Annotated in this window: 24 protein-coding genes and 1 riboswitch; of the genes, 14 read left to right on the top strand and 10 right to left on the bottom strand. The window is 59.4% G+C overall.

The window, feature by feature from the left end; all coding sequences use genetic code 11:
- The first annotated feature begins 447 nt into the window (after positions 1 to 447).
- Positions 448 to 2,037 (top strand): bifunctional phosphoribosylaminoimidazolecarboxamide formyltransferase/IMP cyclohydrolase, encoded by a 1,590-nt coding sequence (gene purH / locus DXXMK7_RS01365; protein ID WP_038663278.1) that lies wholly within the window; start codon positions 448 to 450, stop codon positions 2,035 to 2,037.
- A gap of 15 nt (positions 2,038 to 2,052) precedes the next feature.
- Positions 2,053 to 3,342 carry a phosphoribosylamine--glycine ligase gene (purD, locus tag DXXMK7_RS01360; protein WP_038917523.1) on the top strand — a complete coding sequence of 430 codons (1,290 nt, stop codon included), beginning with the start codon at positions 2,053 to 2,055 and terminating at the stop codon, positions 3,340 to 3,342.
- Positions 3,343 to 3,423: 81 nt separating this feature from the next.
- On the opposite strand, the gene DXXMK7_RS01355 is transcribed toward purD, so the two are convergent.
- The 6 genes from DXXMK7_RS01355 to nudC all read right to left on the bottom strand — a co-directional run bounded on the left by DXXMK7_RS01355 (position 3,424) and on the right by nudC (position 7,981).
- A complete protein-coding gene (locus DXXMK7_RS01355) occupies positions 3,424 to 4,134 on the bottom strand; it encodes a DUF1481 domain-containing protein (RefSeq protein ID WP_082202677.1) in 711 nt (236 codons plus the stop codon).
- Between the two features lie 4 nt (positions 4,135 to 4,138).
- Positions 4,139 to 4,411 (bottom strand): nucleoid-associated protein HU-alpha, encoded by a 273-nt coding sequence (gene hupA / locus DXXMK7_RS01350; RefSeq protein ID WP_012882985.1) that lies wholly within the window; start codon positions 4,409 to 4,411, stop codon positions 4,139 to 4,141.
- 311 nt (positions 4,412 to 4,722) lie between these two features.
- Positions 4,723 to 5,313 carry a YjaG family protein gene (locus DXXMK7_RS01345; protein ID WP_038917522.1) on the bottom strand — a complete coding sequence of 197 codons (591 nt, stop codon included), beginning with the start codon at positions 5,311 to 5,313 and terminating at the stop codon, positions 4,723 to 4,725.
- Positions 5,314 to 5,404: 91 nt separating this feature from the next.
- Positions 5,405 to 6,079, bottom strand: coding sequence for a deoxyribonuclease V (gene nfi / locus DXXMK7_RS01340; protein ID WP_082202678.1), 675 nt, complete (start codon positions 6,077 to 6,079; stop codon positions 5,405 to 5,407).
- Complete coding sequence (gene hemE, locus DXXMK7_RS01335) at positions 6,079 to 7,152, bottom strand: uroporphyrinogen decarboxylase (protein WP_038917520.1); 1,074 nt, start codon at positions 7,150 to 7,152, stop codon at positions 6,079 to 6,081. The genes nfi and hemE overlap by 1 nt, the downstream gene beginning before the upstream one ends.
- Before the next feature lie 55 nt (positions 7,153 to 7,207).
- Positions 7,208 to 7,981, bottom strand: a complete 774-nt coding sequence (gene nudC, locus DXXMK7_RS01330) for an NAD(+) diphosphatase (RefSeq protein ID WP_038917518.1) — start codon at positions 7,979 to 7,981, stop codon at positions 7,208 to 7,210.
- Positions 7,982 to 8,084: 103 nt separating this feature from the next.
- On the opposite strand from nudC, the gene DXXMK7_RS01325 reads away from it, so the two are divergent.
- From DXXMK7_RS01325 to thiH, 7 genes are all read left to right on the top strand, one after another.
- Positions 8,085 to 8,534, top strand: coding sequence for an Rsd/AlgQ family anti-sigma factor (locus DXXMK7_RS01325; protein ID WP_038663305.1), 450 nt, complete (start codon positions 8,085 to 8,087; stop codon positions 8,532 to 8,534).
- 57 nt (positions 8,535 to 8,591) lie between these two features.
- Positions 8,592 to 8,707: riboswitch (TPP riboswitch) on the top strand.
- A gap of 148 nt (positions 8,708 to 8,855) precedes the next feature.
- Positions 8,856 to 10,829 carry a phosphomethylpyrimidine synthase ThiC gene (gene thiC / locus DXXMK7_RS01320; protein ID WP_038917516.1) on the top strand — a complete coding sequence of 658 codons (1,974 nt, stop codon included), beginning with the start codon at positions 8,856 to 8,858 and terminating at the stop codon, positions 10,827 to 10,829.
- Positions 10,829 to 11,464, top strand: a complete 636-nt coding sequence (gene thiE, locus DXXMK7_RS01315) for a thiamine phosphate synthase (protein ID WP_038917515.1) — start codon at positions 10,829 to 10,831, stop codon at positions 11,462 to 11,464. Before thiC ends, thiE begins: the two co-directional genes overlap by 1 nt.
- 1 nt (position 11,465) lies before the next feature.
- Positions 11,466 to 12,215: a HesA/MoeB/ThiF family protein gene (locus tag DXXMK7_RS01310; protein ID WP_038917512.1), complete on the top strand. Its 750-nt coding sequence runs from the start codon at positions 11,466 to 11,468 to the stop codon at positions 12,213 to 12,215.
- Positions 12,212 to 12,412 (top strand): sulfur carrier protein ThiS, encoded by a 201-nt coding sequence (gene thiS / locus DXXMK7_RS01305; RefSeq protein ID WP_038917511.1) that lies wholly within the window; start codon positions 12,212 to 12,214, stop codon positions 12,410 to 12,412. Before DXXMK7_RS01310 ends, thiS begins: the two co-directional genes overlap by 4 nt.
- Position 12,413: 1 nt before the next feature.
- Entirely contained in the window at positions 12,414 to 13,193 is a 780-nt protein-coding gene (locus DXXMK7_RS01300) for a thiazole synthase (RefSeq protein ID WP_038917510.1), read from the top strand.
- Positions 13,193 to 14,341: a 2-iminoacetate synthase ThiH gene (gene thiH / locus DXXMK7_RS01295; protein WP_038917509.1), complete on the top strand. Its 1,149-nt coding sequence runs from the start codon at positions 13,193 to 13,195 to the stop codon at positions 14,339 to 14,341. The genes DXXMK7_RS01300 and thiH overlap by 1 nt, the downstream gene beginning before the upstream one ends.
- 68 nt (positions 14,342 to 14,409) lie before the next feature.
- On the opposite strand, the gene DXXMK7_RS01290 is transcribed toward thiH, so the two are convergent.
- On the bottom strand, positions 14,410 to 15,843 hold the full coding sequence (locus DXXMK7_RS01290; RefSeq protein ID WP_038917508.1) for a heavy metal sensor histidine kinase: 1,434 nt from the start codon (positions 15,841 to 15,843) through the stop codon (positions 14,410 to 14,412).
- Positions 15,840 to 16,511, bottom strand: a complete 672-nt coding sequence (locus DXXMK7_RS01285) for a heavy metal response regulator transcription factor (RefSeq protein WP_038917507.1) — start codon at positions 16,509 to 16,511, stop codon at positions 15,840 to 15,842. Before DXXMK7_RS01285 ends, DXXMK7_RS01290 begins: the two co-directional genes overlap by 4 nt.
- 164 nt (positions 16,512 to 16,675) lie before the next feature.
- Here DXXMK7_RS01285 and DXXMK7_RS01280 point away from each other — a divergent pair, with 164 nt between their 5' ends.
- From DXXMK7_RS01280 to DXXMK7_RS01270, 3 genes are read left to right on the top strand one after another with little or no spacing between them, the layout of a single operon-like run.
- Complete coding sequence (locus DXXMK7_RS01280; protein WP_038917506.1) at positions 16,676 to 17,299, top strand: hypothetical protein; 624 nt, start codon at positions 16,676 to 16,678, stop codon at positions 17,297 to 17,299.
- Positions 17,300 to 17,312: 13 nt separating this feature from the next.
- The gene (locus tag DXXMK7_RS01275; RefSeq protein ID WP_038917505.1) at positions 17,313 to 17,912 is read left to right on the top strand and encodes a cytochrome b/b6 domain-containing protein; all 600 of its coding nucleotides are present in this window, start codon (positions 17,313 to 17,315) and stop codon (positions 17,910 to 17,912) included.
- Positions 17,905 to 18,672 (top strand): molybdopterin-dependent oxidoreductase, encoded by a 768-nt coding sequence (locus tag DXXMK7_RS01270; RefSeq protein ID WP_038917504.1) that lies wholly within the window; start codon positions 17,905 to 17,907, stop codon positions 18,670 to 18,672. The genes DXXMK7_RS01275 and DXXMK7_RS01270 overlap by 8 nt, the downstream gene beginning before the upstream one ends.
- Positions 18,673 to 18,676: 4 nt before the next feature.
- Here the strand turns inward: DXXMK7_RS01270 and DXXMK7_RS01265 are convergent, their stop codons facing one another.
- Positions 18,677 to 20,107, bottom strand: a complete 1,431-nt coding sequence (locus DXXMK7_RS01265; protein ID WP_038917503.1) for a PLP-dependent aminotransferase family protein — start codon at positions 20,105 to 20,107, stop codon at positions 18,677 to 18,679.
- A gap of 161 nt (positions 20,108 to 20,268) precedes the next feature.
- Between DXXMK7_RS01265 and DXXMK7_RS22235 the strand changes: the two genes are divergently transcribed.
- A complete protein-coding gene (locus tag DXXMK7_RS22235; RefSeq protein WP_082202679.1) occupies positions 20,269 to 20,475 on the top strand; it encodes a DUF1127 domain-containing protein in 207 nt (68 codons plus the stop codon).
- Between the two features lie 259 nt (positions 20,476 to 20,734).
- Positions 20,735 to 20,917, top strand: coding sequence for a DUF1127 domain-containing protein (locus DXXMK7_RS21500; protein WP_071605139.1), 183 nt, complete (start codon positions 20,735 to 20,737; stop codon positions 20,915 to 20,917).
- A 273-nt stretch (positions 20,918 to 21,190) separates the two neighbouring features.
- Here the strand turns inward: DXXMK7_RS21500 and DXXMK7_RS01260 are convergent, their stop codons facing one another.
- Positions 21,191 to 22,288: a DUF1176 domain-containing protein gene (locus tag DXXMK7_RS01260; protein ID WP_038917502.1), complete on the bottom strand. Its 1,098-nt coding sequence runs from the start codon at positions 22,286 to 22,288 to the stop codon at positions 21,191 to 21,193.
- Positions 22,289 to 22,401 lie beyond the last annotated feature (113 nt).

The following is a 22,401-nucleotide window of genomic DNA, read 5'->3' as shown; positions in this document are numbered from 1 at the left end:
AGCAGTGCGACCGGCTCACAGCCTGCTGTCGCGAGGTGGCGTATACTACGCTTTCCTCATTCAGAGTCAACGACTTTTTTCTCGTTTTCTCCGCCTCACACCGCGCCGGCTCATCGCCGTTGCCGTGTCAGTGGATGCGCATTATAGGGAGTTCCTCGCAGGCCGCAACCGGTATTTTTGATTAAATCGCGCGTTCGCTGCATTCCACAGCAAAAGTGCCGCTTATACCTTATTTTGCACAGAGTTATCCACAACTCAGGCATTTTTTGAAATTTGGCGAGCATCACGCAAACGTTTTCGCTACAATTCCCCCCCTGATGAATGACGCGTATCCGTGAGCGCGTTAGCTGAATATCGGTGACTCAATCCGTATTTTTCTTTATGTGACCGCCACTATTCACGTAACGCTCTTTAAAGTAAGAACCTAAGTCAGGGGATCAAACCATCATGCAACAACGTCGTCCTATCCGTCGTGCTTTGCTCAGCGTGTCTGACAAAGCCGGTATCGTCGAATTCGCCCAGGCGCTGTCACAACGAGGCATTGAGCTGCTCTCCACTGGCGGCACTGCACGCCTGCTGGCCGACGCCGGCCTGCCGGTGACAGAAGTCTCGGATTACACCGGTTTTCCGGAAATGATGGATGGACGCGTCAAAACCCTGCATCCCAAAGTGCATGGCGGCATTCTGGGTCGCCGCGGTCAGGATGACGCCATCATGACTCAACACCATATCCAGCCGATCGACATGGTGGTCGTGAATCTCTATCCGTTCGCCCAGACCGTCGCCAAAGCCGACTGCACGCTGGAAGACGCGGTAGAAAATATCGATATCGGCGGCCCGACCATGGTGCGCTCCGCGGCCAAGAACCACAACGACGTGGCTATCGTGGTTAAAAGCAGCGACTACACAGCCATCATCACCGAGATGGACGCCAACGAAGGTTCTCTGACTTACGAAACCCGTTTTGATCTGGCAATCAAGGCATTCGAACACACCGCCGCTTACGACAGCATGATCGCCAACTACTTTGGCAGTAAGGTTCCGGCCTATCACGGCGATACCACCCAGCCTTCCGGCCGTTTCCCGCGCACGCTGAACCTGAACTTCATCAAAAAACAGGATATGCGTTATGGCGAGAACAGCCACCAGCAGGCCGCCTTCTATATAGAAGAGAAAGTCGCTGAAGCATCGGTGGCCACCGCTCAGCAGTTGCAGGGCAAAGCGCTTTCCTACAACAACATCGCCGATACCGACGCCGCGCTGGAGTGCGTGAAAGAATTTGCCGAGCCGGCCTGCGTAATCGTCAAACACGCCAACCCCTGCGGCGTGGCAATTGGCGGTTCGATCCTAGACGCCTATGAGCGCGCCTACAAAACCGACCCGACATCGGCGTTCGGCGGCATCATCGCCTTTAACCGCGAACTCGACGAAGCCACCGCGCAAGCCATTATCAGCCGCCAGTTTGTTGAAGTGATCATTGCTCCTTCCGCCAGCGAAGCCGCGCTGAAAGTCACCGCCGCCAAGCAGAACGTACGCGTGCTGACCTGCGGTCAGTGGCAACAGCGTACGCCGGGGCTGGATTTCAAACGCGTCAACGGCGGCCTGCTGGTGCAGGATCGCGATCTCGGCATGGTAGAAGCCGCCCAGTTGCGCGTGGTCACCGAGCGTCAGCCGACTGAAGCCGAACTGCGCGATGCGTTGTTCTGCTGGAAAGTGGCGAAATTCGTTAAATCCAACGCCATTGTTTACGCACGCGACAATATGACCATCGGCATCGGCGCCGGTCAGATGAGCCGTGTTTACTCGGCCAAAATCGCCGGTATCAAGGCTGGTGACGAAGGTCTGGAAGTCAAAGGTTCCGTCATGGCGTCCGACGCATTCTTCCCGTTCCGTGATGGTATCGATGCAGCGGCGGCCGTAGGCATCACCTGCGTGATTCAGCCGGGCGGCTCCATTCGCGATGATGAAGTCATCGCCGCAGCCAACGAACACGGCATCGCGATGCTGTTTACCGACATGCGCCACTTCCGTCACTAATCCGGAGTTATGACGATGAATATCTTGATTATTGGTAATGGCGGCCGCGAGCACGCGCTGGCCTGGAAAGCAGCCCAGTCTCCACTGGCTGACAAGGTTTACGTTGCGCCGGGTAATGCCGGCACTGCGCTGGAACCGACGCTGGAGAACGTGAATATCGCCGTGACCGACATCCCGGCGCTGCTGGATTTCGCTCGCCAGAATGCCATCGGCCTGACTATCGTCGGCCCGGAAGCGCCGCTGGTAATTGGCGTGGTTGACGCCTTCCGCGCCGCCGGTCTGAATATTTTCGGCCCGACGCAGGCGGCCGCTCAGTTGGAAGGTTCCAAAGCCTTTACCAAGGACTTCCTGGCTCGCCAGCACATCCCAACGGCGGAATACCAGAATTTCACCGAAATCGAACCGGCGCTGGCTTATATCCGCCGCAAGGGCGCGCCTATCGTCATCAAGGCGGACGGTCTGGCCGCCGGTAAGGGCGTGATTGTCGCCATGACGCTGGAAGAAGCGGAAAATGCAGCCACCGACATGCTGGCAGGTAATGTGTTTGGCGATGCCGGTCACCGTATCGTGGTCGAAGATTTTCTGGACGGTGAAGAGGCCAGCTTTATCGTGATGGTGGATGGCGAGCACGTGCTGCCGATGGCAACCAGCCAGGATCACAAACGCGTTGGCGACAAAGATACCGGCCCGAACACCGGCGGCATGGGCGCTTACTCACCCGCGCCGGTAGTGACGGATGAGGTTCACCAGCGGGTAATGGACCAGATTATTTGGCCAACCGTGCGCGGCATGGCGGCCGAAGGTAATGTCTACACCGGCTTCCTGTACGCGGGCCTGATGATTTCCCCGGACGGTCAGCCGAAGGTGATCGAATTCAACTGCCGTTTCGGCGATCCGGAAACCCAGCCGATCATGCTGCGCCTGAAATCCGATCTGGTGGAGCTGTGTCTGGCGGCTTGCGACGGCAAACTGGATGAGAAGACCTCTGACTGGGATGCTCGCCCGTCATTGGGCGTGGTGCTGGCGGCAGGCGGCTATCCGGCCGATTACCGTAACGGCGACGTGATTTCGGGCCTGCCGACGCAAGATGCGGCCGATGGCAAGGTGTTCCATGCCGGCACCAAACTGAATGGCGACGACGTGGTGACCAACGGCGGGCGCGTATTGTGCGTGACGGCGCTGGGCCACAGCGTAGCCGAAGCGCAGCAACGCGCCTACGAGCTGGCTAAGCCGATCAGTTGGGAAGGCTGCTTCTGTCGCAGCGACATCGGCTATCGCGCCATCGCACGCGAGCAGCAAGCCTGACGATAGCGCGCAGATCTCAACAAGGGGTCATGCCTGACGGGCTGGCCCCTCCTTTCTTGTTTTACCGCTTCTCTTCCCTGACTACCACGCCTCGGCTGTGGGTTCCCAACGACAGAAATCCGTCTCTGCCGCCTGCAACAACTGCGTGCCTTCCGGTGACGTCAGCCAGGCAATGCTAAGCGGTCCGGCGGCGCGTTCGGCTTGCTGTGCGATCCAGGCCAGCGAAGAGCGGTCCAGCTCCGGGCGTACCGTTTTTCCGTCGCACGTGGTTACCTGCCCTGCATTCCAGCGCCCCTGCATCAGCGATACCTTGCCGGCGCGCAGAGAATCGCTCAGTTCCAGCAAGCGCCGGGCATCGAACTGGAACAGCGCAATCTCGTCTTCCGACAGCGACTCACGCCGGTCCGGCAACTGGCGCTGCATGTAACTGACGGTTCCCGCCTGATCAAAACGCAGCCTGACCTCTTCCCGCGCCGACGCAGAATTGGTCTGCTGGACCTCACGCAAAGCGCCCTGCTGGAAGCGGTAACGGGTAATCCGGGCTTCTTTTCCTGATAGCGGACTGAGCGCTGTCACCAGTGTGGTGAGATGCTGCTGCGCGTCGTCTTTACGCCACAACCGCACCACGCCGCTATCGGCCAGGTAGCCGCTGGCATACACGGCGGGCGGCGGCGTCGAGGAACTACAGGCGCTCAGCCAGCACACCAGCGCCGGCGCGGCAAAGCGGATGTGCCGTCTGCAAAAAAGCAAAAGGGGCGAAATCGCCCCTCTGCTTAAACCTTGTATCAGCATGCGCTTATTTGACAGCGTCTTTCAATGCCTTACCGGACACAAACGCAGGCACGTTAGCGGCAGCAATTTTGATTTCTTTACCAGTCTGCGGGTTGCGGCCAGTGCGCTCGTTACGATGATTGACTTTGAAAGTGCCAAAACCAACTAATTGTACTGCATCACCTTCTTTCAGAGACTCCGTGATCGCTGCCAGAGTAGCTTCCAGGGCAGCTTTAGCCTGGGTCTTGGAAAGGTCAGCTTTGTCAGCAATTACATCAATCAGTTGAGTCTTATTCATAAGTTATCCTTACAGTGTGTTTATCGCTTGCTAAGCATCGAGTGCGACGGATATGCCATCTCCCGTCATACTTCGAGCCACAGGTGCGTTGGCTTTCCTCGCTCACCCCATTCACTTACTCAAGTAAGCTCACGGGGATTCGCTGCGTCGCCGCCTTCCTGCAACTCGAATTATTTAGGGGGTAGTAGCACTCTCCTGCATACACGCACCGACAGCCACTTTTATTACGCCCCCCAAATGTAGACCAGACAGGGTGCGGATGTGAAGCCTAAAGACAGGCCATTTCAGGCCTTAAATCACGTTTTATCGCGTTATTGATACAAATTTATCCCAATGTTACTAATTCCTGCCTCGCGCAGGTCGGCGCGCAGGCCTTTTATCAGCTCGACGTCGCGTTCTTCGCAGTCGGCCAGCAGGCGGAAAATCTCCCACTGGATGTCCCATTCTTCTTCGACGGCAGGCACAACCTTCAGTTCTTCATCGGTCATTTCCCGCCCCGCCTGCGTCATCTCCAGCATCGCTACGGTACGGATCGATGTTTCACTGATGGTGACCGCGTGTTCCAGCGTTTCGCCGCTCAAACGCGAATGCAACAGCTCGCTCAGAGCAACGCAAGCGTCAATGGCCGGGTATACGCCATAAATGTCGTAATCGTCTGCGGCAGGAATCGCATCTTCCAGCTTTTCCAACTGACTGTCGAAATTGACCTTGGCATCTTTGACCACCAGCGTTTCCCACACCAGATCCAGCATGCGCCGGTAAAGCTGCGCATCCCCAAAACCCGTTTGCTGACAAAACTCATGATAGTTGGGGTACATACGTTCACAAAGACAGGCCATAAAGGTGACATGCTGCCAACTTGCCAGCTTTTCCAGACGCAAATGAATGGGGTTACGTAACATTGTTCATCTCAATAATAATGGGCGGCAGTGTAACGAAAATCGCCGCACCGCCATATACCTGAATTCCTAAAGTTTCCTGCCCGGCATTATCCTACAGGCCGGCCTGACGTTGCCAGCGTTGAAACGCCGGACGGTTGGACGCCACCGCATCCGCCCAGCGGGTAGGTTCCGGCAGGCGATAGCCGTTCATGCAACGCATCACCCACTGCAGCGCGCTGTCCATACCAACACGGTGACCGGTGGAGACAAACAGCGGATTGCAACGGGCCTTGCTGCGCCATACCCAGCCAAGCTGCTCATCCCGGTCCAGCAACGGCTGACGACTGCCCACCGCGTCCGCCAGCGGCGCAAACTGCCCGCACAGGCGCCGTTTGGCGACGCCGATGGTCGGCACGTTGACCAGCAAGCCGAAATGGCTGGCGACGCCCAGACGACGGGGATGAGACACGCCGTGCCCGTCGACAAACAGCAAATCCGGCCGGTGCTGCAACTGTTCCCACGCCGCCAGCAGAGCCGGGTACTCGCGGAACGACAGGAAACCGGGGATATAAGGCATGATAGTCGGAATACGCGCAATCTGGTATTCCACCAGTTGCAGCGACGGATAGGTCAGCACGGCCAGCGCAGCGCGGGTTACCGCGCCGTCCTGCTCGAAACCGACATCGGCGCCGGCGATCAGCGTCGGCTGCTCAAAAGGCACATCGTCATGACGAATCACCTGAACCGCTTTGTCACGTTGTTCTTCGCGCAGCGCCTGCATATCCATCAGGCGAGGTCCTGATGATACGGCGCGGATAAGCGATGTACCGCCTCGACGAAAGCGCCGGCATGCTCTGGCGGTACGTCCTGATGAATGCCGTGCCCCAGGTTAAACACATGGCCATTACCGGTGCCGAATCCGGCCAGAATGGTAGCGACTTCCTGCTCGATGCGGGCAGGCGGCGCATACAGCATCGACGGGTCCATATTGCCCTGCAACGCCACCCGATCGCCGACGCGACGGCGCGCGTCGGCAATATCGGTGGTCCAATCCAGCCCCAGCGCGTCGCAGCCGGTATCCGCCATCGCCTCCAGCCACTGACCGCCGCCTTTGGTGAACAGCGTCACCGGCACCCGGCGGCCGTCGTTTTCACGCAGCAGGCCGTCGACAATCTTGTGCATATAATGCAGCGAGAATTCACGGTAATCAGCCCCGCTCAGCGCCCCGCCCCAGGTGTCGAAAATCATCACCGCCTGCGCGCCGGCCCGAATCTGGGCGTTAAGGTAGAGCGTCACGCTGTCCGCCAGCTTGTCCAGCAACAGATGCAGCGTGCGCGGCTCGGTAAACATCATCTTCTTGATTACGGTGAAGGCTTTACTGCTGCCGCCTTCCACCATATAGGTCGCCAGCGTCCACGGGCTGCCGGAAAAACCGATCAACGGCACCGCGCCCGCCAGATTGCGGCGAATCGTCCGCACCGCGTTCATTACGTAGCCGAGCTCCAGCTCCGGGTCCGGCACCGGTAGTTTTTCCACGTCGGCATGACAGGTGACCGGCGAGGTAAAGCGCGGCCCTTCGCCGGCTTCAAAATACAGCCCCAGCCCCATAGCGTCGGGTATGGTGAGAATATCGGAAAACAGAATGGCCGCATCAAGGTTGTAGCGTCGCAGCGGCTGTAACGTCACTTCGCAGGCCAGCTCGGCATTCTTGCACAGCGACATGAAATCACCGGCTTGCGAGCGAGTCGCGCGGTATTCCGGCAGGTAACGCCCCGCCTGACGCATCATCCATACCGGGGTCACATCCACAGGCTGACGCAACAGCGCACGCAAATAGCGATCGTTTTTCAGATCAGTCATGGTCTTTTCCTTGTAACGCCTGCTTGCAGGCATGATTGTCGCTGGCGATGACCGATCAACGATCGGCCTCGCGGCACAGCACTACCGTGTCTTCAATCAGACGCCGGGCTACCGTACCCGGCGGCGGCAATTCCGGCAAGCGATCATAACGGAACCAGTCGGCATCCCGCAGTTCGGACGGGTCAGCTTTCACCTCGCCCCCGTCGTAGTCGGCCATGAACGCCATCATCAGCGAATGCGGGAACGGCCAGGGCTGGGAACTGACGTAACGCAGGTTCCTGACGCGGATATTGCTCTCTTCCATCACTTCCCGCGCTACCGCCTGCTCCAGGGTTTCCCCCACTTCCACAAAGCCGGCCAGCGTTGTGTACATGTTGCCTTTGTGGCGCAGGTGCTGCGCCAGCAGAATCTTGTCGTCGCGGCGAATCGCCACAATCACGCAGGGGGCAATCTGCGGGTAGTAACGCTCTTTGCAGTGCGCGCACAGGCAGGCCAATTCGGTGGTGCTGACCGACATCTCATGGCCGCAGTAACCGCAAAACCGGTGCGAACGATAGAATTCCGCCAGCTGCACCGCGCGGCCCGCCAGTTGGAACAACCCGGCATCCTGATCCAGCAGTTGGCGCACCGAACCCATGTCGCTGGTCTTATCCTGCAGCACCAGCCATACCGGTTCCCCCTGCCACTCGCCAACCTGGCGGGCGGACTGCTGCTGCAACTGCCACTGCGCCGCCGTTCCCTGCGGCAATTCGCCCTGAGGCAGCCAGATCTGATGGCGGTGATACACCACCCACCATCCGCATTCGTCACCCTTCAGCGTCACTTCCATCTCTTTTATTGCCCCGCTTATTACCAGATTGGCGTTTTACGACTATGGTTATAAATAATGACACGACTAACTGTCATCATCCTATCGATACCCGGAGTCAACCATGCTGAAACAGTTACAACGTCTAACGGAGAACGTTGGTGGCAATTACGCCTTGATCGATCAGTGGTTGCAGGCCCGCAAACATCTTTTGTTGGCCTATTACCACCTGCTCAGCATTCAGACAGGGAAAATACCGGAAGCACGGACGCTGGATGAATTTTGCCATCATCTGGTCGACTATCTGTCTGTCGGTCATTTCCATGTCTACGAACGCATGTTGCAGGAAAACATCATGCGCAACGACCGAAAGCTGACGCAGGCGTCGCACTTTGATGTCGCGCTGCGCAGCAACACCCAGCAAATCATGGATATTTACGACAGCCATCTGGCGTTTTTCATCGAGCCCGTCGACAGTCAGGAATTTCGCCAGACATTATCCGGCGTGGGTGAAGCATTGGCAATGCGCTTCACCCTGGAAGACAGCCTGATCCGACTGATGTTCGATCATTGACGGCACACCGTCACAGCGCATAGAGTGTCAGAGTTTTAGTTCGCCCCGTGAAGGGGCGATATCTTGTCGGAGTGCCCAACACGCCGTATGGCGCGTGGGCTGAGACCGTTAATTCGGGATCCGCGGAACCTGATCAGGTTAATACCTGCGAAGGGAACAAGAGTAATCACACTGCCAGCCCCGGGCGCAACGTTCACGTTGCCGCCGCAGCCGCAAGACCCGGCATCACATGATTGCCGTTGCCAGCGGGCCAGCATCCGGCCATTACTCCCTCCGAGCTCCAGACAAGCAATTTTTCCTTTTAATGAACAGGAACTTGCTATGTCTACAGAACCAACCCAGTCTACAGAACAGAATGTTTCCGGAGAAAAGAAATCCTCCGGTCGTCGCGAACAACGCGCCGCCGCCCAGCAGTTTATCGACACGCTGCGCGGGTCGACCTTTCCCAACTCACAGCGCATTTATCTGACCGGTTCACAGCCGGACATCCGCGTGCCGATGCGGGAAATCCAGCTTAGCCCGACGCTGGTGGGCGGCAGCCGCGACAATCCGCGCTATGAAGCCAACGAAGCGGTGCCGGTGTATGACACCGCCGGTCCGTATGGCGACCCGGCCACTACCCCGGACGTACACCGCGGGCTTGGCAAACTGCGCGCCGACTGGATTGCCGGGCGCGACGACACCGAAGCCTTACCGAAAGCCAGCTCCGGCTTTACCCAACAACGGCTGGCGGACATCGGCCTCGACCATCTGCGTTTTGAACATCTGCCGCAGCCTAAGCGCGCCAAAGCCGGTCGCCGCGTTACCCAGTTGCACTACGCCCGTCAGGGCATCATCACGCCGGAGATGGAATTCATCGCCATCCGTGAAAACATGGGGCGCGAGCGCGTGCGCGGCGAGGTGCTGCGCCAGCAGCATCCGGGCCACAGTTTCGGCGCACTGCTGCCGGACAACATCACGCCGGAATTCGTGCGTCAGGAAGTGGCCGCCGGGCGCGCCATCATCCCCGCCAACATCAACCACCCCGAATCGGAACCGATGATCATCGGCCGCAATTTTCTGGTGAAGGTGAATGCCAATATCGGCAACTCCGCCGTGACCTCGTCTATCGAAGAAGAAGTGGAAAAACTGGTGTGGGCCACCCGCTGGGGCGCGGACACGGTGATGGACCTGTCCACCGGGCGCTACATCCATGAAACCCGCGAGTGGATCCTGCGCAACAGCCCGGTGCCGATCGGCACGGTGCCGATCTATCAGGCGCTGGAAAAGGTCAACGGCATCGCGGAAAACCTGACCTGGGAACTGTTCCGCGACACCTTGCTGGAGCAGGCGGAACAAGGGGTGGATTACTTCACTATCCACGCCGGCGTGTTGCTGCGCTATGTACCGATGACCGCCAAACGCCTGACCGGCATTGTGTCGCGCGGCGGCTCGATTATGGCCAAGTGGTGCCTGTCGCACCATCAGGAGAACTTCCTGTACCAGCATTTCCGTGAAATCTGCGAAATCTGTGCCGCCTATGACGTCGCGCTGTCGCTCGGCGACGGCCTGCGCCCCGGTTCCATTCAGGATGCCAACGACGAAGCGCAGTTCGCCGAACTGCACACGCTGGGCGAACTGACCAAAATCGCCTGGGAATACGACGTGCAGGTGATGATCGAAGGCCCCGGCCATGTGCCGATGCAAATGATCCGCCGCAACATGACCGAAGAGCTGGAACACTGCCACGAGGCGCCGTTCTATACTTTAGGCCCGCTCACCACCGATATCGCGCCCGGTTACGACCACTTCACCTCCGGCATCGGCGCGGCGATGATCGGCTGGTTCGGCTGCGCCATGCTGTGCTACGTCACCCCGAAAGAGCATCTGGGGCTGCCGAACAAAAACGACGTCAAACAAGGGTTGATCGCCTATAAAATTGCCGCCCACGCCGCCGACCTGGCGAAAGGCCACCCCGGCGCGCAGATCCGCGACAACGCCATGTCCAAAGCGCGTTTTGAATTCCGCTGGGAGGACCAGTTCAATCTGGCTTTGGACCCGGAAACCGCCCGCGCCTACCACGACGAAACCCTGCCGCAGGAATCCGGCAAGGTGGCGCATTTCTGCTCGATGTGCGGACCGAAATTCTGTTCGATGAAGATAACCCAGGAAGTGCGCGACTACGCCGCCCGTCAGGAGGCGCAGGTGCAAGCGCAACCGCTGGATGTCGGCATGGCGCAGATGTCCGCCGAATTCCGCGCCCGCGGCAGCGAGCTGTACCACACCGCCACCAGCCTGCCGCAGGAAGAACGCTGATGAACGGCATTTTTCCCGCTACTGACGCCCGGCTGGGGCTGTATCCGGTGGTTGACAGCGTAGAATGGATCGAACGTCTGCTGGCAGCCGGCGTCCGCACCATCCAGCTACGCATCAAGGACCAGCCGGCGGATCGGGCCGAACCCGACATCATCCGGGCGATCGCGCTCGGCCGTCGCCATCAGGCCCGGCTGTTCATCAACGACTACTGGCAACTGGCGGTGAAGCATCAGGCCTACGGCGTACACCTTGGGCAGGAAGATCTCGACACCGCCGATCTAAACGCGATCCGCGCCGCCGGGCTGCGGCTGGGCGTTTCCACCCATGACGCCGCCGAACTGGCGCGCGCCGTCGCTATCTCGCCGTCTTATATCGCGCTGGGCCATATCTTCCCCACCCAAACCAAAGCGATGCCGTCTGCGCCGCAAGGGCTGGCCGAACTGGCCCGCCATATCCACGCGCTGGACGGGCGCTTTCCCACCGTCGCCATCGGCGGCATCAGCATTGACCGGGCGCCGGCGGTGCTGGAAACCGGGGTCGGCAGCATTGCCGTGGTCAGCGCCATCACGCAAGCGGCGGACTGGCGCGCCGCCACTGCGACGCTGCTGCGACTGATTGAAGGACGGGAGGCGTAACATGCTCGACGATCAGGCCTTTATGCGTTACAGCCGCCAGTTGCTGCTGGAAGACATCGGTCAGGAAGGGCAGCAGAAGCTGGCGGAAGCCCGGGTGCTGCTGGTGGGTCTGGGCGGGCTCGGCTCGCCGGCGGCGCTCTATCTGGCGGCGGCCGGCGTCGGCACGCTGCTGCTGGCGGACCACGACACCCTGCACATCTCCAATCTGCAACGTCAGATTCTCTACCGCAACGCCGACCTTTCACGCCCCAAAGCGGTGCTGGCCCGTCACGCGCTGGAAGCCGTCAATCCGCTGGTGAAAACCGTGGCCCTGACCACCCGGCTGGAAGGCGAACCACTTGAGAAAGCGGTGGCGCAAGCCGATCTGGTGCTGGACTGCTGCGACAACATGGCGACCCGCCACGCGGTCAACGCCGCCTGCGTCGCGGCGCAAAAACCGCTGATCAGCGCCAGCGCCGTCGGTTTTAGCGGCCAGTTGCTGGTGCTGACGCCGCCTTATCGGCACGGCTGTTATGCCTGCCTCTACCCGGACGCCAGCGAACCGCAGCGCAACTGCCGCACCGCCGGCGTGCTCGGTCCGGTGGTCGGCGTGATGGGTACGTTGCAGGCGCTGGAAGCGATCAAGCTGCTGTGCGGTTTGTCCTCGCCGCTGGACGGCAAACTGCGGCTGTTCGATGCGCGCCAACAGCAGTGGACCACGCTGCAACTGACGCGCTCGTCTACCTGCCCGGTATGCGGAGAGCAGGCATGAAGATCCGGCTTAACGACGATGTTATCGAACTGCAGGACGAGCTGACCGTGGCGCAGTTGCTCAGCCAGTTGAACCGGCTGCAGCCCGGCACGGCGCTGGCTATCAATCAAACCATCATCCCGCGTGATGCCTGGACGCAACACCCGCTGCGCGACGGTGATGACATTTTGCTGTTTCAGGCAATCGCAGGAGGTTGAAATGCTGAAGATTGCGGATACCACTTTTACTTCCCGGTTATTAACCGGGACCGGAAAATTCGCCAGCGCGCGACTGATGCAGGACGCCCTGCGCGCTTCGGGTTCACAACTGATCACGCTGGCGATGAAACGCGTGGATTTGAAAGGCGGCAGCGACGCCATTCTGGCGCCGTTGCGCGAGCTGGGCGTACACCTGCTGCCGAATACCTCCGGCGCCAAAACCGCCGGGGAGGCGGTGTTCGCCGCCCGGCTGGCGCGCGAAGCGCTGGGCACGCACTGGGTGAAGCTGGAAATCCACCCGGACATGAAATACCTGCTGCCCGACCCGGTGGAAACCCTGAAAGCCGCCGAACAGCTGGTGAAAGACGGCTTTGTGGTATTGCCTTACTGCGGCGCCGACCCGGTGCTGTGCAAGCGTCTGGAAGACGTCGGCTGCGCCGCGGTGATGCCGCTGGGCGCGCCGATCGGTTCCAATCAGGGGCTGCAAACGCGCGATTTCCTGCGCATCATCACCGAACAGGCACGGGTGCCGGTGGTGGTGGACGCCGGCATCGGCGCGCCCAGCCACGCGGCGGAAGCGATTGAACTGGGCGCGGATGCGGTACTGGTCAATACCGCTATCGCCGTGGCGCGCGACCCGGTGCAGATGGCGCAAGCCTTCCGGCTGGCGGTAGACGCCGGCGCTATCGCCCATCAGGCCGGGCTGGGCAACCGCCAGCGCATCGCCAGCGCCACCAGCCCGCTCACCGGCTTTCTGCAGCATACGGAGGCCGCCAACTGATGGACACCCACGATCAATCGCCGTCGTTTGAACAGCGCTGGCAACAGTTGGAGTGGCATGACCTGACACTGCGCATCAACAGCAAGACCGACGCCGACGTAGAACGGGCGTTATGCGCCGATCGGCCGACGCGCGAGGACATGATGGCGCTGCTGTCTCCCGCCGCCGGCCGCTGGCTGGAACCGCTGGCGCAGCGGGCGCAACAGCTGACGCGCCAGCGCTTCGGCAACACCGTCAGCTTCTATGTGCCGCTGTACCTCTCCAACCTGTGCGCCAACGACTGCACCTACTGCGGTTTTTCCATGAGCAATCACCTCAAGCGCAAGACGCTGGACGAGCAGGAAATCCTGCGCGAGTGCGAGGCAATCAAAGCGCTGGGGTTCGATCACCTGCTGCTGGTAACCGGCGAACACCAGCGTAAGGTAGGGATGGACTATTTTCGCCAGATGCTGCCGCTGATTCGCCCGCAGTTCAGTTCGCTGATGATGGAAGTGCAGCCGCTGGCGCAGGCGGAGTACGCCGAGTTGAAAACCCTCGGGCTGGATGGCGTGATGGTGTATCAGGAAACCTACCACCCGGCGACCTACGCCCGCCATCACCTGCGCGGTCACAAGCAGGATTTCGCCTGGCGGCTGGCGACGCCGGACAGGCTGGGGCGCGCCGTGATCGACAAGATCGGGCTGGGGGCGTTGATTGGGCTGTCCGACAGCTGGCGCGCTGATTGCTACATGGTGGCCGAGCATCTGCTGTATTTACAGCAGACTTACTGGCAGAGCCGCTATTCGGTATCGTTCCCACGTCTGCGCCCCTGCGCCGGCGGCATCGAACCCGCTTCGCTGATGGATGAAGCGCAACTGATGCAGGTGATCTGCGCCTTCCGGCTGCTGGCGCCCGATGTGGAACTGTCGCTATCGACGCGCGAATCGCCCCACTTCCGCGACCACATGATCCCAATCGCCATCAACAACGTCAGCGCGTTTTCCAAAACCCAGCCGGGCGGCTACGCCGACGACCACCCGGAACTGGAGCAGTTCACCCCGCACGACGACCGCCGTCCGGAAGCGGTGGCCGCTGCTCTGACCCGTGCCGGGCTGCAACCGGTGTGGAAAGACTGGGACGGCTATCTGGGGCGACCGGGCGCCGGCTGAGTTTTGCGCCAGCCATCACGATGCAGAGGATCCTGTCCTCACGGCACGATCTTCATCACCTGCCGTCATCACCTGCCGTCATGACTGGCAGGAAAGATCAGGCTGAAAGTGATCCGCCCGATCGTTGCATCGCGCGGATCGCAACGGGCAATGACCTCGCCGCCGTGCAATGTCATGATCGCCCGTACGATCGACAACCCCAGCCCGCTGGAATCGCTGCTGGCGCTGCGGGTGGCGTCGGCGCGGTAAAACCGGTCGAACAAGCGTTCCAGTTGCGCGGGCGGCAGCACCGGACCGAGGTTAGTCACCTCGACCACCACTCGCTCAGAAGATGCGGCTACGCTCAGCCGCACCGGGCTGTCGGCTTTGGCGTAACGCACCGCGTTGGCGACCAGATTGCCCAGCGCACGCTGGAACAGCAGCGCATCCACCGCCAGCCGGGCATTGCCTTCGCACAACAGTTCGATACCGCGTTCTTCCGCCAGCATCTCAAAGTAATCCGCTACCCGACGCAGTTCAGTCGCCACCTCGACCGGCACGCGATTGAGCACCGGCTGCTCGTGACTGGCGCGGGCCAGAAACAGAATGTTTTCCACCATGCGCGACATTCGCTCCAGCTCAGCGATGTTGTCGGACAGCAGCGTCTCATACTCTTCCGCGCTACGCGGCTGATACAGCGCCACCTGACAATGCCCCATCAGCGCGCCAATCGGCGTGCGGATTTCGTGCGCCAGATCGGCGGAAAACTGGGTCAGCCGCAGATAACCGTCGTTCAGTCGGTCCAGCATGGCGTTGAACGCGCGAATCAACTGTCGCATTTCCTGCGGCGCATCCGCGTCGCTGATCCGGGTGGACAGCGTATTCGGCGCAATCGCCGACGCCTGCGCCGTCATCCGCCACAACGGCAATAAACCGCGGCGCAGCGCCAGATAGCCCAGCCCGCCAATCAGCACAAAGGCGATCGCCACCGCCCCCACCACGCGCCACAGATAGTGCTCCAGCATCTTTTGTTCGCTGAACATCGCGTGAGCCGCCGTGACCTGCAACATCTGACCGTCATGCAGCCGCACCTGTGCGGCAATCGCCCGCAGCGGTACGCCCTGCTCCGTCAGGCTGCCGCGTACCGCATCGGTTTGCAGCGGCGCGTCCACCGCGATCGGGGGAATGTCCGGCAGAGTAATATGCGCCGGGTTGACGTTAATCAACGGCTTTTGTCCCGGCAGGGAAAACAGCAGCACGTCCTGCTCGTTCCCCAGCATATTTTCGAACATGCCGGTGTTGGCGGTCAGCATCGGCAAGGTGAAATTCCTGCCCAACAGATGGCGGTAGTACTCCACCCGCCCGGTAACCTGCACGTCGCTGCGCCGATACATTTCCTGACGCAGAACGCCGTACAGATAGCCGCCGACGCTGCTGACCACCAGCGCGGTCGTCAGCGCGAACAACAGGCTGCAACGCAACGTCAGCGAGCTGGCGCGCCAGCGCTGAAAAAACACGTTCATGAGCGCGGCTCGCACACATAGCCGATACCGCGCACGGTATGGATCAACTTGACGTCAAACGGCTTGTCGATTTTGGCGCGCAGGCGTTTCACCGCCACATCCACCACGTTGGTGTCGCTGTCGAAGTTCATATCCCACACCTGCGAAGCGATCAGGGTACGGGACAGCACCTCGCCTTCGCGCCGCACCAGCAAATGCAGCAACATGAACTCCTTGTTGGTCAGTGGAATCACCGTATCCTGACGCGTGGCTTTACGCCGCAGCACATCCAGTTGCAGATCCGCCACCATGTAGTGATCCGCCTCGCGCACCACGCCGCGACGCAACAGGGTGCGAACGCGCAGCACCAGTTCAGTAAAGGAAAACGGTTTGATGAGGTAATCGTCCGCACCCAGCTCCAGCCCGTGAATGCGGTCGTGCAACTGGTCGCGTGCCGTCAGAAACAGCACCGGCACGTCGCTCTTCTTGCGCAGCATCTCAATAATCTGCCAGCCATTGAGCCCCGGCAGCATCACATCCAGAATGATAGCGTCGTAGCCGTGTTCCAGCGCATTGAACAATCCGTCGGTGCCGTTGCGCGCCAGGTCGACCGCATATCCCGCCTCGGTCAGCCCTTTTTTCAGGTAATCCCCGGTGCCGGCGTCATCTTCAATCACCAGAATACGCATCGTTATCACTCCCGCTGTACTGGCGGCATCGCTGCCGAAACATCGCCTCATCATAGCAACTCCGCCCGGCCGACTTGATGACATTAATGTCATCATACGGTCATCCTGACGACCTGATGGCCTCACCATGATGGGGGAAAACGCCAACCCAGGAGCCTGTCATCATGATACGTCATCGTTTTACCGGACTGCTGTTTTCCTCGTTGCTGCTATGCAGCCAATGGTCTTTCGCCGCCGATACCCCCGCCAAACCGCAACCGCCGGTACGCGGTACCATCAGCGCAATATCGGACAACCAGTTACAACTGACCGACCGTAAAGGGCAAAAAATTGATGTCAAACTGACCGACCGGACCCGGGTGACGAGCGTGACCAAAGCCAGCCCGGACACCATCAAACCGGACAGTTTCATCGGCACCGCCGCCATTCCCCAACCGGACGGCACGCTGAAAGCGCTGGAAGTGCATGTGTTCGACGCCAGCCTGCGCGGCGCCGGCGAAGGTCACCGGCCGTGGGAATCCGCCGACGGTAAAAGCGGCACCATGACCAACGGCACCGTCGGCAAGCTGGTAAACAGCAACGGCCGCACCCTGACCGTCACTTACAACGGCGAACAGAAAACCGTGGTGGTGCCGGATGACGTGCCTATCGTCAGCATCGCACCCGGCGATCGCAGCCTGCTGCAACCGGGCACGCATATCGTACTGTTCTCCAACGTCGACGAGCAGGGCAACCGGGTCGCCATCGCCATTTCGGCCGGGAAAGACGGCACCGTGCCGCCGATGTAATCAAGGCACAGCGATGCAAACATCACCTCCCGTACACGCCTGGCCGGTCAGGCTCACCCACTGGGTCAACCTGCTGGCGATGACCACTATGTTCATGAGCGGCTGGGAAATCTACAACGCCTCGCCGCTGTTTGCTTTCCGCTTTCCCCAAGCCATCACGTTAGGCGGCTGGCTGGGCGGCGCTATCGGCTGGCATCTGGCGGTGATGTGGTTGCTGGTGAGCAACGGCTTGCTGTATGTGTTGTGGAGCCTGTGCAGCGGGCACTGGCGGCGACGCTGGTTGCCGCTCACGCCGGCATCGCTCCGGCGCGATATCCGGCTGGCGCTGACCTTCCGCCTGCGGCACGAATCCTTCCAGTACAACGCCATTCAGAAGCTGATGTATTTCGGCGTTATCGCGCTGGGCGTATTGCTGGTGCTGTCCGGGCTGGCTCTCTGGAAACCGGTGCAGTTGCAGGGGCTGACCAATCTGTTGGGCGGTTTCGCCGCCGCTCGCTACGTGCATTTCTTTGCCATGAGCGGAATCGGCCTGTTTGTGGTGATCCACGTGGTGATGGTGCTGGTAGTCCCGCGTACGCTGTGGGCGATGCTGACCGGAGGCAAACATGAGTGATAAATCGCCGCGCCGCACGCCGCTGATACTGGAGCCGGACCAGAAAAAACAGCTGGTGAATCTGGAACGCCGCCTGATGTTGCGCTCCGGGCTGACGCTCGGCGCCGTGGCGATGCTTACCGGCTGCAATATGCAAGACGGCGACAGCGTCGACAAGGTGCTGTGGGCGATGTCGCGCTGTAACGACCGGGTACAGGCGTGGCTATTCAGCGGACAGCGGCTGGCTCCCGGCTATCGCCCGAATCAGATAACCCAGCCATTTCCGTTTAACGCCTTTTATCCAGAATACAATGTGCCGGAGATCGATCTGGACAGTTATCGTCTGGAGGTTTCAGGCAAGGTGGAGAAAAAGGGAATCTGGACACTGGAGCAGCTGCGCCAGCTACCGCAGGAAACACAGATTACCCGGTTGATCTGCATCGAAGGCTGGAGCGCTATCGGCCAGTGGCGCGGCATTCCGCTGCGCCTCTTCCTGCAGCATATCGGCGCTGACCTCACCGCCCGCTATGTCGGCTTCAAGTGCGCCGACCGCTATTACTCCAGCATTGATATGGCGACCGCCCTGCACCCGCAAACCATTCTGGCGCTGGAATTCGGCGATCAGGCGCTGCCCGCCGACTACGGCTACCCGCTGCGGCTGCGCGTCCCCACCAAACTCGGCTTCAAAAACGCCAAACATATCGCAGCACTGTTCGTCAGCGACACCAACCCCGGCGGCTACTGGGAAGATCAGGGGTATAATTGGTTTAGTGGTATTTGAACGTCTACCCCGCCACCGGATTGCTGGCAAGCTCCCCGACAATCACATTCCCTAATGTGATAATGGCCGCCTCCCTCTCCGGTGTTAATGGCAAGGCATAACTCAATCGCAGGCAATGACGGTATTTCCCGCCTACAGAAAACAGCTCCCCTTCATAAATCCTGATTTTTTTGTTAGCCAGACTGTGATTCAACCGTACGCCATCAAACTCTTCAGGCAACTCAACCCACAGTACAAACCCGCCTTGCGGGCGGCTGAGACAAATCGTATCCGGAAACACACGGCGCACCAGGTTGACTAACGCTTCCAGATTGCGCTGATAGAACGAACGCATTCGGCGTACATGCGGCATGTAATATCCCTGCTGGATAAATTCGGCCACCGCCTGTTGGAAATATATGGATATCGCTCCGGTGCTGGTGTACTTCATATACAGCGCCCGATCCAGATAACGCCCCGGCGCCACCCAGCCGATTCGTAGGCCGGGGGCCAGCGTTTTGGAAAAAGAGCTGCATGTCAGAACCCGCCCATCATAATCGAGGGATTTCAGGGTAATCGGCCGCGGATAGTCATACGTTAGATCCCCATACACATCATCTTCAATAATGGCGATGTCATAACGTTGCGCCAGCGTCATCAATGCTCGTTTGCGATGTTCCGGCATAACGAACCCCAGCGGATTGTTGCAACTCGGCACCGTCAGCACCGCCTTCACCGGCCATTGCTCCAGCGCCAGCTCCAGCGCTTCAAGGCTTATCCCGCTGGCAAAGTCAGTAGGAATTTCAATCACCTTGATGCCATGACCGCACAGTATCTGCATGATGCAATGAAACACCGGCGACTCAATGGCAACGATATCGCCGGGATCACACACCGCCCGTATCGCAATCGACAGCGCTTGCGTACAACCATGAGTAACGATGATATCCTGCGCCGATAGCTGGCAGCCGCTATCAATCATTAGTCGGGCAATTTGTTCACGCAACAGCGGCAGACCATCCGGACAGTCATAACCCATAGTGGCGATATCCTGTTTTTGCCCGATACGATTAATGTTCTTCCACAATGGTTTCAGCGTGCTTTGCGCCAGATCGGGAAGACTCCCCCCCAGCTGCAGAATTTCCGGATCGGCGCGGGAACGGAGCAGATTCAGTACCGAATCCCACCGGTTAATCTCCACCGGGCGCTGTACCGGGCGAGTCATTGCCGGAATCGGCGCGGCCGCCATACGGGGTTTAACGAAATATCCCGAACGAGGCAACGGTACGATCAGCCGCTTCTCTTCCAGCAAATGATATGCCTGCTGAACCGTGCTGATACTGACGCCATGCTCCTGACTTAACGCACGTACCGATGGCAAACGCTCGCCGCTCTGATACAGCCCTTGTTCAATTCGCTGCGCCAATAAAGTGGCCAGAAGCTGATATCGCGTCATTGATGTATTTTCCTTCTGGTTTCCATACAGAATGCGGCGTAAACGACCATTCAGATCGTCATATCGCTCATCTGTATCAAAAATAAAATCCAAGACTGCCTCTAAAACCAGACAGATGGGTTTGCCATGATAATAAGGGTCATCACCTGCGGAGAATCGCCATGACGATACTATTCCCTCCCCATCGCCTTGAGTCATCCCCCCACATGCCCATTCAACTGCGCCTGCTACGGCGATTATGGATCTGGTACCAGCACCACCAGACCCGCAAAATCCTGAATGAACTGAACGATGAACGTCTCAAAGATATCGGCCTGAAACGGGAAGACATACAGCGCCTTTACCGGAACTGGCCGGACAGGATTTAGCAAGCAGCACCACGATTATAGGCGGCCACGGCCGCCTGTCTGGAAAGCCGCGGCGTTTGGCAACGCCTTATCGCGATAATTGCTTGTTTTCTTTAAACCATGAATTGAGCGCCAAAAACAGGTACAGATCACACAAAAAATCGCAATTCAGATCGCCTAACCGTTCCTCTGTATGATCAGAATAGCCATTTTCTGCATCTGTATCCTAAAACTCACCGGTTGCACACTATTTCCAGCACAGTTCACCGGGGATACCACCATGACACAGCCACACCGCCCTTCAAATACCGCCGTCGGCCCGCGTTTCTTCCTTCATCATTTCCGCCAACGCTGGCACGCCTGGCGACAGCGAGTACAGGCACGGAAGGCGCTACGTCGACTGGACAACAACCGGTTGGAGGACATGGGGCTGACGCGCCGGGATGTGGACAATTTATGGTAGCAACGAACAAACGATAACGAGTCGAATAACGCGGAGGCAGGGCAGAATATGCGAGACACTGCGCAGAAAAAAGCAATCAATACCGAGAGAAGGCGATGGTCTGCGTACCGCTGCGCACATCGCCGAATTGCCCGTCGCTGTGCCGCCGGGCGGTTGTTACAGTGCGTGGGCTGATACAGCCGGAGCAGAAACCTACCGCCTGCTCCGCCTCATCCTCGGCCAGCGCGGGCGGAGAGACACAACCCGCGCCGGTCCTGTCAACATCGTGTCGGGCTACTCGGTCGGGTAGCCCGGCATCGCCCATACTGACGGCCAGTCGCCCGGCTGCCCGCCGTTGCATTCCGGCTGATAGTTGTAGGCCACAAGCTGAAAAGTCTTGCCGTCAAACACCCACTGCGCGCTTTCGCCGCAGTCGGCGATGCCGCGCCCTTTCGCCGAGTGATACAACATGCCGCTTTCCGGGTCATAGTCCGCTTCGGTAAACCAACGGATTTTTTCCTCACGGCTGTCCGCCGGGCGAATCGGCCTTGGCAATTCCAGCAACTGCGCGGCCTGCGGGTTATTGCGTGGAGTGACAAACAGCATGCTGGAGGACTGATAGGCTCCCATGCCGCAGTTGAGCATCACCAGCGCCAGCTCGTTGGTCAGCGGTTCGGCCTCACTCAACTGGCGGGCTTCTTTGCTCAACCCGCAGTCTTCCTCTTCCAGCAAGGTTTTTTTAGCGCTGATCACGCCGTTAATCAGCGTCTTCGCATTGGTCAGCGGCGGCGGCTGGGTATAAGCCGGGTTGATTTCCTGTCCCACCGGTACCGGCGGCACCTGCGCCACCTCACCATTGCCGACCTGCAATAATGCGCTGAGGTTATTCAGGCGCCCCTGCCGTTCATCCGCCAGCAATAACGCTGCATTCAGGCCGTTAAGCGAGATGGATTCTTCCTGATTATTACTCTGACTACCACTGTGCTCCGACAGCGACAGCCGTTTGGCGTTTTTGGCCGCCAGCACAAACTGCTGGATCACATCCAGTTGATCGGTATGGACGTAGAACGCGCCTTCTTCCTCATCCGTCTGCCAGGCTGGCTGGGTCAGTTGAAAGCGGACGCCATCCAGATACAGCGCCTGACGCTTATCGGCCAGATCGAAGTCCAATGAGATTTTGCCCTGAGCGCCCGCTTCACGCTTTAGCGTCACACGCAGGTACGGGTCATTGTTCCTGATGTCGCAGTCATTCAGGTTGTTGCAGGTAATCTGCCAGTGCCTGAATACCTTCTGCACCGGAGTCGGATAACCGGAAGGCATCTCGCCGGCGCTGAACGCGCTGCCGGACAGCAAAACCAGAATGATGCCTGAAAGCGTTGTCGTGAATCGCATCGGACATTCCTTATGAAACTTCCATGCTGATGTTATAGCGCAATTATGTCTTTTCCCCGCCACTAAAAAAACGCTGAAAGCGTTTTTTAACGTCGCTTGCGACGGCCCACTGG

This window comes from Dickeya sp. MK7 (assembly GCF_000406305.1).
In the GTDB taxonomy this organism is placed as follows: Bacteria; Pseudomonadota; Gammaproteobacteria; order Enterobacterales; family Enterobacteriaceae; genus Dickeya; species Dickeya fangzhongdai.
Note: the sequence above shows the minus strand (reverse complement) of the source record. Positions and strands in the feature narration are given on the sequence as shown.